11 protein-coding genes, 1 tRNA gene and 1 riboswitch are annotated in these 12,874 nt (G+C 60.7%); of the genes, 11 read left to right on the forward strand and 1 reads right to left on the reverse strand.

Annotation, left to right across the window (positions count from 1 at the left end; translation table 11 throughout):
- Positions 1–207 precede the first annotated feature (207 nt).
- From groES to AB5758_RS05360, 11 genes are all read left to right on the forward strand, one after another.
- Positions 208–501, forward strand: a complete 294-nt coding sequence (gene groES / locus AB5758_RS05310; RefSeq protein ID WP_022094351.1) for a co-chaperone GroES — start codon at positions 208–210, stop codon at positions 499–501.
- A 96-nt stretch (positions 502–597) separates the two neighbouring features.
- Positions 598–2,235 carry a chaperonin GroEL gene (gene groL, locus AB5758_RS05315; protein WP_006234938.1) on the forward strand — a complete coding sequence of 546 codons (1,638 nt, stop codon included), beginning with the start codon at positions 598–600 and terminating at the stop codon, positions 2,233–2,235.
- Positions 2,236–2,606: 371 nt separating this feature from the next.
- Positions 2,607–2,797: riboswitch (FMN riboswitch) on the forward strand.
- A 5-nt stretch (positions 2,798–2,802) separates the two neighbouring features.
- Entirely contained in the window at positions 2,803–3,393 is a 591-nt protein-coding gene (locus tag AB5758_RS05320; protein WP_055252299.1) for an ECF transporter S component, read from the forward strand.
- Entirely contained in the window at positions 3,390–5,294 is a 1,905-nt protein-coding gene (locus tag AB5758_RS05325; protein WP_368141707.1) for an energy-coupling factor transporter ATPase, read from the forward strand. The genes AB5758_RS05320 and AB5758_RS05325 overlap by 4 nt, the downstream gene beginning before the upstream one ends.
- Positions 5,294–6,094, forward strand: coding sequence for an energy-coupling factor transporter transmembrane component T family protein (locus AB5758_RS05330; protein ID WP_368141708.1), 801 nt, complete (start codon positions 5,294–5,296; stop codon positions 6,092–6,094). The genes AB5758_RS05325 and AB5758_RS05330 overlap by 1 nt, the downstream gene beginning before the upstream one ends.
- 30 nt (positions 6,095–6,124) lie before the next feature.
- Positions 6,125–6,571 (forward strand): pyridoxamine 5'-phosphate oxidase family protein, encoded by a 447-nt coding sequence (locus AB5758_RS05335; RefSeq protein WP_117648255.1) that lies wholly within the window; start codon positions 6,125–6,127, stop codon positions 6,569–6,571.
- Between the two features lie 44 nt (positions 6,572–6,615).
- Complete coding sequence (locus AB5758_RS05340) at positions 6,616–7,026, forward strand: pyridoxamine 5'-phosphate oxidase family protein (RefSeq protein ID WP_368141709.1); 411 nt, start codon at positions 6,616–6,618, stop codon at positions 7,024–7,026.
- A gap of 257 nt (positions 7,027–7,283) precedes the next feature.
- Positions 7,284–8,354 carry an N-acetyl-gamma-glutamyl-phosphate reductase gene (gene argC, locus AB5758_RS05345; protein ID WP_368152599.1) on the forward strand — a complete coding sequence of 357 codons (1,071 nt, stop codon included), beginning with the start codon at positions 7,284–7,286 and terminating at the stop codon, positions 8,352–8,354.
- A 125-nt stretch (positions 8,355–8,479) separates the two neighbouring features.
- Positions 8,480–9,757 carry a bifunctional glutamate N-acetyltransferase/amino-acid acetyltransferase ArgJ gene (argJ, locus tag AB5758_RS05350; RefSeq protein WP_368141713.1) on the forward strand — a complete coding sequence of 426 codons (1,278 nt, stop codon included), beginning with the start codon at positions 8,480–8,482 and terminating at the stop codon, positions 9,755–9,757.
- An 81-nt stretch (positions 9,758–9,838) separates the two neighbouring features.
- On the forward strand, positions 9,839–10,819 hold the full coding sequence (gene argB / locus AB5758_RS05355) for an acetylglutamate kinase (RefSeq protein ID WP_346964779.1): 981 nt from the start codon (positions 9,839–9,841) through the stop codon (positions 10,817–10,819).
- A gap of 69 nt (positions 10,820–10,888) precedes the next feature.
- Positions 10,889–12,172, forward strand: a complete 1,284-nt coding sequence (locus AB5758_RS05360; protein ID WP_346964778.1) for an aminotransferase class III-fold pyridoxal phosphate-dependent enzyme — start codon at positions 10,889–10,891, stop codon at positions 12,170–12,172.
- Positions 12,173–12,784: 612 nt separating this feature from the next.
- Here AB5758_RS05360 and AB5758_RS05365 read toward each other — a convergent pair.
- Positions 12,785–12,860 (reverse strand) — tRNA-Val (locus AB5758_RS05365).
- Between the last annotated feature and the right edge of the window lie 14 nt (positions 12,861–12,874).

The following is a 12,874-nucleotide window of genomic DNA, read 5'->3' on the forward strand; positions in this document are numbered from 1 at the left end:
AAACCTTATGCCCCGCCCCTCCGGAGCCACACGGGAGCCACCGCTAAGTTATCCACCGGCATTCAGAAAATCTAAGTGCCAAAAAATAAGATTTTTTGACTCTGTGTTGTATAACCCGTCATTCGTGGGTACCATTCAACGCGTACGCAAACAAAAAGGGTTAACCCGCGCGGCATGACCGCGCGGCCCACAAAGGAGGAAACAAGCATGTCGTCTTTGAAGCCGCTTGCAGATCGCGTCCTGGTCAAGCCCGACGAGGCCGAGCAGAAGACCGCCTCTGGTCTGTACATCGCCAGCAACGCTCAGGAGAAGCCGCAGCGCGGCACCATCGTTGCCGTGGGCGCCGGCAAGGTCAACGACAAGGGTGAGCGCATCCCCATGGACGTCAAGGTTGGCGACGTTGTCATCTACGGTAAGTTCGGTGGCAACGAGGTCAAGGTCGACGGCGAGAAGTATCTGCTGATGCGCGCCGATGACATCTACGCCGTCGTCGAGGCCTAATCTCACCAGGCTCTCTGATTCGTCTTTGAGCGCGCCCGCCGCATAGGACTCGGAAGCGGCGACGCGAGTTACATTTCTTTTGGAGGATTACCCACTATGGCAAAGAACATTACGTTCAACACCGATGCCCGCGCTAAGCTCGCCAAGGGCGTCAACACTCTGGCCGACGCCGTTACCGTCACCATGGGTCCCAAGGGCCGCTACGTCGCCCTGCAGCGCACGTTCGGCGCTCCGACTATCACCAACGACGGCGTTTCTGTCGCCAAGGAGATCGAGCTCGAGGATAACATCGAGAACATGGGTGCCCAGCTGGTGAAGGAGGTTGCCACCAAGACCAACGACACCGTGGGTGACGGCACCACCACCGCAACCCTGCTCGCCCAGGCCATCGTCAACGACGGCCTGCGCAACGTCGCCGCTGGCGCCAACCCGCTGGCCATCCGTCGCGGCATCGACAAGGCCGTCAACGCCGCCGTCGCCGAGATGAAGAAGCAGGCCAAGCCGGTCGAGACCAAGGAGCAGATTGCTTCCGTCGGTACCATCTCCGCCGGTGACCCCGAGGTCGGCGAGAAGATCGCTGAGGCCATGGAGGTCGTGGGCAAGGACGGCGTCATCACCGTCGAGGATTCCCAGACGTTCGATATCACCATCGACACCGTCGAGGGCATGCAGTTCGACAAGGGCTACGTCTCCGCTTACTTCGTCACGGACAACGACCGCATGGAGGCCGTGATGAAGGATCCGTACATCCTCATCACCGACCAGAAGATCTCCAGCGTCCAGGACATCATGCCTGTTCTCGAGGCTGTCCAGCGCGCTGGCCGTGGCCTGCTCATCATCGCTGAGGACATCGACGGCGAGGCCCTGCCTACCCTCGTCCTCAACAAGATCCGTGGCGCCCTCAACGTCTGCGCCGTCAAGGCTCCGGGCTACGGCGACCGCCGCAAGCGCATCCTCGAGGACATCGCTGTCCTCACCGGTGGTCAGGCTGCTCTGGACGAGCTGGGCGTGAAGGTCGCTGACATCACCGCCGATATGCTCGGTACCGCCAAGTCCGTCACCATCTCCAAGGACAACACCGTCGTCGTCGGCGGCGCTGGCTCCAAGGAGGCCATCGACGCCCGCATCGCTCAGATCAAGGGCGAGATGGAGAACACTACCTCTGACTTCGATCGTGAGAAGCTCCAGGAGCGCCTGGCCAAGCTCTCCGGTGGCGTTGCCGTCATCAAGGTCGGCGCTGCTACCGAGTCCGAGCTCAAGGAGATCAAGCATCGCGTCGAGGACGCCCTGCAGGCTACCCGCGCTGCTGTCGAGGAGGGCATTGTCGCTGGCGGCGGCGTCGCCTTCATGGACGCTGCTCCTGCGCTCGACGCTGTCGAGATCGACGACCCCGAGGAGAAGATTGGCGTCGATATCGTCAAGAAGGCTCTGACCGCTCCGGTCGCTACCATCGCCAAGAACGCTGGCTTTGAGGGCGCTGTCGTGGTCGACAAGGTTGCCGAGCTGCCCGCCGGCCAGGGTCTCAACTCTGCCAACGGTGAGTGGGGCGACATGATTGAGATGGGTGTCCTCGACCCCGTCAAGGTCAGCCGCGTCACCCTGCAGAACGCTGCTTCTGTCGCCAGCCTGATTCTCATCACCGAGGCCACCGTCTCCGATGTGCCCAAGAACACTCAGCTTGAGGACGCTATCGCTGCTGCCACCGCTGGTCAGCAGGGCGGCGGTATGTACTAAGGCCGACAAGGTCTAGAACTCCCACCGGGGATCCGGGGGCGTGACGGGGGTTTCTCTCCGGAACGTCCTCGGACATGCAAAGAGGCTCCGCATCGCGCTTCGCGCTGCGGAGCCTCTTTGCGTCCTGCGGAATGTTCCGGAGAGAAACCCCCGTCACGCCCCCGGATCCCCTGCGTTTACGGCCTTGAGGTCGGCGTGGGCGGAGATCGTGGCTGATGGGGATACGTGTCCCGGTCGCTGTTTCGCGGCTTTGCCGCGAAAGGCGCGCTACTTTGGGATGGGTGGGGAACGTGGTAGTTGCGGCAACTAGTCCCCGCCATAAATTATACTTGGCATGCTTGCGCGAAAGCCTGCTGGTGCTACACTTGCAATTGCTGTTTCAGGGCGGGGTGAAATTCCCCACTGGCGGTAAATTGGGCGGTGCCAAAGGGGTGCCGTGGCGCAGGCGAGGACCTGCGTCGAGCCGATGAGTCCGCGACCCGTGCGTGTGTTGGTTCGCATGCCGGCTGAACTGGTGAGATCCCAGTGCCAACGGTTAGAGTCCGGATGAAAGAGGCAGGTGATCTTATGTCTGAACAGTCGCAGCATATCCATTTTGAGAACACGAATAGGTGGAGCACCAAACAGCTCGTAACCATGGCGCTTATGTGTGCCCTGGGCGCGCTCTTTATGTATGTGCAGCTGCCCATTCTTCCTTCGGCGCCGTTTTTGACGTATGACCCGTCGCTGGTGCCGGCGATGGTGTGCGGGTTTGCATATGGCCCCGGTGCCGGTACCGCTGTTGCCGCCATGGCGATCGTCATCCATGCACTCACTACGGGTGACTGGGTCGGCGCGCTTATGAACCTGGTTGCCACGCTGGGCTACATTCTGCCCGCGGCTATTGTCTACCAGAAGATGCATACCTATAAGGGTGCCGTGATTGGCCTGGTACTCGGCGTTATTGCCGCTACGGCGTTGTCTATGGTCGCAAACCTTACCATTGGCGTATGGTTCTGGTATGGCTCGGTCGATGTGATCGCCCCGCTCATGATTCCTGCCGTGCTGCCGTTCAACCTTATCAAGACCGTGCTTAACTCGGTATTGACGCTTGCGGTGTACAAGGCGGTCTCCAACCTCATCACGCCTAAAAAGGACCAGGTCAAAGGCCGCGCATGATTGAGTGTCAGGGCGTTTCCTTTAGCTATGACGGTGTCGTGCCGGCGCTCGACGGCGTCGATCTGAACATTGAGGACGGCGAGTTTTTCTGCATCCTCGGTGGCAATGGGTCGGGCAAGTCGACGTTTGCCAAGCATCTGAATGCACTGTTGCAGCCCGATGCGGGCACGGTGCGTATCAACGGCATGGATGCGTCCGACCCCGAGCTGGTCTACGACATTCGTTCGACCGCGGGCATGGTATTCCAGAATCCCGATGATCAGCTGGTGGCAACGCTTGTCGAAGATGACGTTGCGTTTGGTCCCGAAAACCTTGGCGTGCCATCGGCGCAAATTGCGCAGCGCGTACGCGAGGCGCTGAAGGGCGTGGGCCTGGTGGGCTTTGAACACCACGAGACCCACGCGCTTTCGGGCGGCCAAAAGCAGCGCGTGGCGCTTGCCGGCGTACTCGCCATGGAACCGCGCGTGCTCATATTGGACGAGGCTTCCTCGATGCTCGATCCGCGTGGGCGTCAGGGCCTCATGAAGGCTTGCCGCGCGTTGCACGATCGCGGCATGACCGTCGTGATGATTACGCACTTTATGGAAGAGGCCGCCGAGGCCGATCGTGTCGCGGTGTTTCGGGCGGGGCGCGTTGCCATGCTCGGTACGCCCGAGGAAATCTTGACGCGGGCAGACGAACTTGCGCAGCTCAACCTGGATATGCCGGCGTCGTGCTGTCTGGGCAGGTCGCTTCGTGCGAAGGGCGTGCCCGTTTGCGCGCAGGTGCGCGAGGCAGATATGGTCTCCGAGATTGCACAGGCTTATACCGAGCGGAGCGGGGCAGGCACCGCGGGGCAGTCTTCCGCATCCCAGTTGGAAATCACTGACGGCACTGTTCCGGTAGACAACGAGGGGAACGCGTCGGAGCCCGTCATCGAGCTATCCCATGTTTCGTACAGTTATTCGCTCAGTCCGCGCGAGCGCCGCCGCTGGCATAAGCGCTCGGCCACTGCGGGCAAATCGAGTAAACAGGCTCTCTGGGGAAACGACCCAAGCAGCCCGTGGGCGCTGCGCGATGTATCGCTGACGGTGCGTCGCGGCGAGTTCCTGGGGCTAGCAGGCCATACCGGTTCGGGTAAGTCGACGCTGGTCCAGCATCTCAACGGTTTGATTCGCCCCCAGGAGGGATCCGTTCGCGCGCTGGGGCTCGACCTGTCAAACAAGAAAGACGCCGCCGCTGTTAAGGCCAAGGTCGGCGTGGTGTTTCAGTACCCCGAGCGCCAGCTATTTGCCGAAACCGTGGCACAGGACGTGGCGTTTGGTCCGCATAACCTTGGCTTGCCGCAAGATGAAGTCGACCGTCGTGTCGAGTCATCGCTCTCGCGCGTGGGCCTCGATCTTTCCACGGTCGGCGACAAGAGTCCCTTTGAGCTTTCGGGCGGTCAGCAACGGCGTGTGGCATTCGCCGGCGTGCTCGCCATGGAGCCCGAAGTCCTGGTGCTCGATGAACCCATGGCGGGGCTCGATCCGGCTGCGCGCAGGGATTTCCTAGGGCTCATCGGTCGACTCCATCGCGAGGGCCTGACCGTTGTCATGGTTTCGCACAGCATGGATGACCTGGCCAATTGCTGCGACCGTATCGTCGTAATGAACGAAGGTGCGGTGTTTGCCGAGGGAACCCCCGCGCAGGTGTTTGCGCATGCCGATGAGCTCAAGTCGATCGGCTTGGGCGTTCCCGCCGCCCAGCGTATGGCGCTGGCGCTTACGGAGGTGGGCGTGCCGCTGCGCCGCGGCGGGCTCTATACGGTTGAGTTGTTGGCCGACGAGTTGGCAAATTTGCTGATCGGTCGCTCAGACGGTTCTTCTAACGTCTCGGACATTGCTAAATCCAAGACGGTCGCGCGAGAGGAGGGCTGCTGATGGAGGCGTTTTCGTTTGGCAGCTACTATCCCGGCGATAGTGCAATCCACCGCCTGGACCCGCGAACCAAGTTGCTCTTGGGCTTTGTGTTTCTGATCACGACGCTCACAGTCAGCAGCTTCTGCGGACTGGCCCCGGTCGCAATCTTCGTTGTCCTGATCTATACCGTGTCCCGGGTGCCGTTGCGCCGGGTCCTATCATCGATGGCACCATTGCTGGCGATTGTCGTGGTGGTCGCAGTGCTCAACCTGTTTTCCGACCAGAGCGGGCGCATTCTGTGGCAGCTTGGCATTTTGCAGATAAGCGAGGGCTCGCTGCATTCTGCCGCCTTTATGGCGTGCCGCCTGACGTTGATGATGGCCGGCATGAGCGCCATTACACTCACCACGCCGACGCTCGACCTCACCGCGGGCTTTGAGCGCCTGCTCGCGCCGTTTGCGCGTGTGGGACTTCCTGCGCACGAGCTCGGCATGATCATGGGTATCGCGCTACGCTTTATGCCGCAGTTTGCCACTGAGATGAAGCAGACGGCCGATGCACAGGCAAGCCGCGGCGCGCGCGTGACGGGCGGTCCGCTCGGCGGCGTGCGTATGCTCGGCAGTGTGGCGATTCCGCTGTTCACCGGCGTGTTCCGTCATGCCGAGACGCTTTCGGCCGCTATGGATGCGCGCTGTTATCACGGCGAGCAGGGGCGCACACGTCTGCATGCGCTTACGTTTGGCCGCGACGATGCGTTGGCGGCGGTGGTGACGGCGTTGCTGCTCATCTGCGTCATCGTCATCAATCTTCAACTTGTTTAGGCGCGATTCGAGCGCAAGAAAGGGGCCCCTATGACCGACAACGACCGCACGGCTCAGCTTGAGCGCGCCTGTTCGTATCTCAGGCGCATTCCGGCGTGGTATCTGGCCACGACCGATGTGGCCGACGGACATCAGCCCCGCGTGAGACCGTTTTCGTTTGCCATGGTCGATGACGGTAAGTTGTGGTTTTGCACGTCGCGCGACAAGGATGTGTGGGCGGAGCTGAGCGCGAATCCCAAGTTTGAGCTCTCGGGCTGGAAGCCGGGGGAATGTTGGATCGTATTGACCGGCGAAGCCGCACTTGAGGACGACGCAGTTGCGAGCGACAAGGTGCGTCAAGCGGGTTTTAAGCACATGGTGGGCATTGGCGAGGAACACGAGAGTGCCAACGACGGCCGCCTTGCTTTCTTTTCGGTCCGCAACATTGCTGCGCGCTTCTGTGATATCGACGGCAGCGAGGAGCGCCTGGAGCTCTAGCTCGCACAAACCAGGTTCCCAAACTAGCTAGTACAGGAGGAAACGTGGACGGATTGAATACGGTGTTGGAGTATCTGACGTCGGTGCCGGCATGGTATTTGGCGACGAGCGTTGACGGACAGCCTCATGTGCGTCCGTTTTCGTTTGCGCAGATCCAGGATGGCAAGCTGTGGTTTGTAACAGCGCACACCAAAGACGTGTGGCAAGAGCTGCTACAAAATCAGCGCTTTGAGGCCACGAGTTGGTGGCCGGGCCATGGCTGGCTCATCTTGCGCGGGCGTGCCGGCTTGGATGACCGGGCCTTAGACGAAATGCGCGAAGCCGGGTGGAAGCATCTAGAGCGCCTGGGCGAGCACTATGAGGGGCCTAACGACCCCACGCTCGTCTTCTTTAGCGTCGAGGATCCCGAGGCTTTTATCTGCAATCACGACGAATGGGTGCCGGTCGAGCTCTAGCCAGCTGGCTCATCCTAACAACTTGGTTTTCGCATGGGCGGGCCCCGTATTGCCCGGCGCCGTTAGGAGCGCCGGTCAATACGGGGCCCGCCCCATTCGTCAATTCCTTCAAGCGAATGTGTCGGGAATGTTTCAATGCATGAATATGTAAACCATTTACGTGTTAATGCATCTTTTGGTGCTAAAGTTTCAACCCACTTCATAACGACCGCTGCGAAATGCGCATCGGTGCATAAATCGCAGACAAGGAGTCTGATATGTCTTTGAAGGTTGGAATCGTCGGCGCGGCTGGATATGCCGGAGCCGAGCTCATTCGCCTCGTGCTCGGTCATCCCGAGTTTGAACTTGTCGCCATTACGTCCAACGCCGATGCCGGCCAGCCGTTGTCTGCGGTGTATCCGAGCTTTGCTGGCGTGAGCGATCTGGTTTTCACCACGCATGACGCCCCCGAGCTTAAATCCTGCGACGCCGTCTTCTTGGCCGTGCCGCATACCGCGGCCATGGCTCAGGTGCCCGCCCTGCTTGCCGCGGGAGTCTCCTGCATTGACCTCTCGGCCGACTATCGCCTGAGCGACGCGTCTGTCTTTGAGGCATGGTATGCCGTCGAGCACACGAGCCCCGAGTTGCTCAAGACCCGCGCTTTCGGCCTGCCCGAGCTGTTCTGCCAGGACTTGGAGACCGCCGCATCCGATTATGCTGATGGCAAGTCCGTGCTGGTCGCCTGCGCCGGTTGCTATCCCACCGCAACGAGCCTTGCCGCCGCGCCCGCCGTGCGCGCTGGCTGGGTTGCCCAGAGCGGCCCCGTGATCGTTGATGCCATCAGCGGTGTGACGGGTGCCGGCAAGTCCTGCAACGCTCGTACGCATTTTTGCAGCGCCGACGAGAACTTGGAGGCCTACGGCGTGGGCAAGCATCGCCACACGCCCGAGATTGAGCAAATCCTTGGCCTGACCGATCGCGTCGTCTTCACCCCGCATCTGGCACCGCTCAAGCGCGGCCTGCTCTCCACGGTGACGCTGCCGCTCACGCCGCAGGCCATTGACTCCCTGGCTCTTGAGGATGTCGTCGACTATTACAAGCAGTTCTACGCTGGACGCACCTTTGTGCGCGTGCTCGACGCCGGCCAGCAGCCCAAGACGGCTTCGGTCGTCGGAACCAACGCCGCCCAGATTGGCCTCGCGCTCAACAAGCGCGCGGGCGTTCTGGTGGCGACGGGCGCCATCGACAATCTGTGCAAGGGTGCAGCAGGCCAGGCGGTCCAGTGCGCCAACATCGTCTTTGGTTTTGACGAGCGACGAGGCTTGCCCACAGTGGCGTGCCCGGTGTAGCACATTCGATTGTTAACGATTTGGTAGTCGGGCATCGAGTGGGGCGCCACTCTTAAGCTGGTCTCATGATTACGACTGGCATGGCGCACCAACCGATGTCCGTTTTTTGTTTGACATAAGGAGTCATGAAGACGATGAATACCGAGCTGTTTGATATCAAGATTCGCGCCGTCGAGGGTGGCGTTACGGCTGCGGCTGGTTTTAAAGCTGCGGGCATCCACGCTGGGTTCCGCAAGAACCCCGAGCGTCTGGATTACGCGCTCGTCGTGCCCGATAAACCCTGTCCCGGTGCCGGCGTGTTTACCACCAATCGCTTTTGCGCGGCGCCCGTGCAAGTGAGCCGTGCCAACCTGGGCGGTGCCGACAAGGGCTATGGTATCATCGCCGGCGTTTCGGTCAACTCTGGCAATGCCAACGCCGCCACGGGTGAGACTGGCCTTGCATGCGCGCGCGAGACGTGCAGCATTGCATCGCAGGTCATCGGCTGCGAACCCCAGCAGATTCTGGTTGCCTCCACGGGTGTGATTGGCCAGATTCTGCCGATCGACACGTTTGAGACCGCCATTCCTGCTGCCTACGAGGCACTTTCCGCCCACGGTGGCGCCGATGCCGCTCGTGCCATCATGACGACCGACACGCACTCCAAGGAGTACGCCGTGTCCTACGTCAGCGAGGCTGCGGGACACACAGGCAATGCCTATACGGTGGGCGGTATGTGCAAGGGCTCGGGCATGATCATGCCCAACATGGCCACCATGATCGCGGTCATCACTACCGATGCCCCCGTCGAGCCGGCGGCGCTCCACGCCCTGTTGCTCTCCACCGTCAAGCAGACCTTTAACAAGGTAACGGTCGATTCCGACACCTCGACCAACGACACCTGCATCATGCTTGCCTCCGGCGCCGCTGCCGCAGATGCCGAGCCTATCGTCGAGGGTTCCGATGCCTTTGACGAGTTGGCATTTGCCGTGCACGAGGTGTGCGAGAGCCTGGCGCGCAACATCGCCGCCGACGGCGAGGGCGCATCCAAACTTGTTACGGTCAACGTTACCGGCGCCGTGAACGACGAGGAGGCCGATATCGCCGCCCGCGCCGTTGCCAACTCGCCGCTCGTTAAGACCTGCATCGCCGGCCACGACTGCAACTGGGGCCGCGTTGCTATGGCGCTTGGTAAGTGCGGCGTGAAGTTTAATCAGGAAGACGTTTCTATCGACATGATGGGCATGCCCGTCTGTCGCGACGGTCTGACTGTTCCCTTTGACGAGGACGAGGCTCTACGACGTTTCGAGGCGCCCGAGATCGTGATCTCGGTCGACCTGGGCGCAGGCGACGCGGCAACGACCGTGTGGACCTGCGACCTCACGCATGAGTATATCTCCATCAACGGCGACTACCGTTCCTAGATTCCAGGCACGCTGCGCATCTTGCCGCGATTGCGGACAGCGGAGCACGGCGCGATAACGATACGAAAGACGAGGCAGATTATGAAATTCGCACGCAATTGTCGTTCGAGCGAATCCAACGAAGCAACCGCGCAGCTGCTGTTTGAAGCGCTGCCGTGGATTAAGAACCTGACCGGCAAGACGGTTGTTATCAAATATGGCGGAGCCGCCATGGTTGATGAGCAGCTGCGCCGCGACGTGATGAGCGACATCGTTTTGCTCAAGATCATCGGTATGCGCCCCGTCATCGTGCACGGCGGCGGCAAGGCTATCAACGAGGCGCTGAGCCATTACGATATTCCCGTCGAGTTTAAGAACGGCCAACGCGTGACCACGCCGGCGACTATGGATATCGTGCGCGAGGTGCTGGGCGGCAAGGTTAACCAGGAGCTGGTTGCTGCCATCAACCACCACGGCAACCTGGCCGTGGGCGTGTCGGGCAGCGATGCCGGCACGCTCATCGCCGAGCCGCTCGACCCCGAGCTCGGTCGCGTGGGCAAAGTGACGCACGTCAACACCGACTATATCGAGCGCTTACTCGATAGCGAGTACATCCCCGTCATCGCTACCGTCGCGGCGGGGGAGGACGGCGGTTTCTTCAACATCAACGCCGATACCGCCGCCGGTGCCGTTGCCGCGGCGCTCCACGCGCATAAGGCGATCTTTTTGACCGATGTCGATGGTCTGTACAAGGACTTTAGCGACAAGGACTCGCTTATCTCCAACCTAACGCTCGACGAGGTTAACGAAATGCTCTACGGCGGCGAGGTCGATAAGGGCATGATTCCCAAGCTGCGTGCGGCCGTCGATGCGCTTACCGGCGGCGTATTTCGTGCCCACATCATTAACGGTACTACGCCGCATTCGCTGCTCCTGGAGCTGCTGACCGATGCCGGCGTCGGCACCGTGATTCATTCCACCGAGACGGCTTACGAGTTCGATACGCATCCGCATCCGCTTTCGACGTTTGCTGCGCGTCTGACCGAGAACCTTGACGAGGTCGAGAAGCTTCAGACGGTCTAGCTGACCCGCAGCCGCCCCATTCCTGCACCCATAGCCCCGCGCCGTCTGGCGCCCAACGAAAGGCATCTCATGTCACTTGCAGCTCAGCAATCGCTTGAATCCCATTACGTTATGCATACCTTTGGCCGCTCTCCGGTCGAGTTTGTCGAGGGTCACGGCATGAAGCTCACCGGCGACGATGGCCGTGAGTACCTCGACTTTCTTGCCGGCATCGGCGTGTGCAGCCTAGGTCATGGCGACCCGGCCGTGCTCTCGGCGCTCGAGGCACAGACCAAAAAGCTCATGCATGTCTCCAATTACTTCTACATCGAGCAGCGCGGACAGGTCGCGGCGCTGCTGTCCAAGCTTGCTAACGACGACGTAGATGGTGCGCGCGTGCTTGCCGATGCCATTGTCGCCGGCGATGAGACCACGGCAGCTGCTCTTGGTGCCCCGGCTGCGGATGAGCAGGTTTGGGAGACCTTCTTTGCCAACTCTGGCGCTGAGGCCAACGAGGGCTCGATGAAGCTCGCGCGCCTGTACGCCAAGCGTGCCGGTAATGGCGGCAACACCATCGTGTGCATGCGCGGCGGCTTCCACGGCCGTACGCTCGAGACCATTGCCGCTACCATGCAGGATTGGCTGCAGGACAGCTTCCGCCCGCTGCCGGGTGGCTTTGTGGCCTGCACGCCCAACGATGTGGACGAGCTGCGTGCGATCTTTAAGCAGCTGGGGAGCGAGATTTGTGCCGTGATGCTCGAGCCGATCCAGGGTGAGAGTGGCGTGCACCCCATGACCGAGGAGTTTATGGCGGCAGCGCGCGACCTGGCACACGAAGTGGGCGCCGTGCTTATCGCCGACGAGGTCCAGTGCGGCATCTTCCGCTCCGGCAAGCCGTTTGCATTCCAAACCTATGGCGTGGAGCCCGACATCATGAGCCTAGCCAAGGGCATTGCCGATGGCGTGCCCATGGGTGCCGTCGTGGCAAAGAAGGAGATTGCCGACGTGTTTAAGCCGGGCGACCACGGCTCGACCTTTGGCGGTAGCTGCTTGGCCGTCGCGGCGTGCGCCGCGACGCTCTCCGCGCTTGTGCGCGGCGATTATGCCGACCATGCTGCCAAGGTGGGTGCCTATATGGAGGCAAAGCTCGCCAAGCTGCCGCACGTGACCGAGGTACGTGGTCGCGGCTTGATGCTCGGCTGTGATTTGGATGATGCCGCGGGCGACGCGCATGGTGTTGTTGCCCGCGCGCTGGCCGCCGGTGCCGTGATCAACGCTACGGGTGCGCATACGCTGCGTTTCCTGCCGCCACTCGTCTGCGAGGAAGCCGACGTGGACAGTCTGATCGAGATCCTGTCGGGTGTTTTGGGCTAACGCGGCGCAATAACTCAATTTGGACCGAGTTCCGGACTGTGGACGTGCCCTATGCGGCATGATTCAGCGGTCTGGAGCCCGTTTTGCCTTAGATTTGCTAAGGCAGGGAGACCTGCTGGTCAAAAAACATCAAATATGAGTACTGTTACCGATTTGGTAGCAGCAATTTTGGACTAATAAGGCCAGATAGCAAGTCGAAATGGCGATGAAAGCATGATTTTGATCTGACTGTTAGTCCTTATAATGGACATATGTTGCGTAACTTAAGCAAATACTATCTTTTTATATGTTGCAAACAAAGCAGCAGTACTCATTTTTGCCATTATTTGGCCACGGCCTTTGTGACAGACGTGCTGGCGGGCTCGAATCCCTCTGCGATGGGCACAAACAAAAACGGTCCCCTTGCGAGGACCATTTCCAATTCGGTGGTGGGCGATGAGGGATGTCGCGTGCGGCTGACGCCGCCCGCTTTCGCTTCGTCGCTTCGCTCCTCGCGTGCTGCGCTGGAAAACGCTTCGCGTTTCCTCAGCTCCGCACCCTGGCGGGTTCGAATCCCTCTGCGATGGGCCCAAAAAAAGAAAGGCTCCCATTGCTGGGAGCCTATCAAATCAGTGGTGGGCGATGAGGGATTCGAACCCCCAGCCTTGTGCGTGTAAAGCACCTGCGCTAACCGTTGCGCCAATCGCCCGTGCGGAGAGAGTA

The organism is Collinsella aerofaciens, from assembly GCF_040926405.1.
Lineage (GTDB): Bacteria > Actinomycetota > Coriobacteriia > Coriobacteriales > Coriobacteriaceae > Collinsella.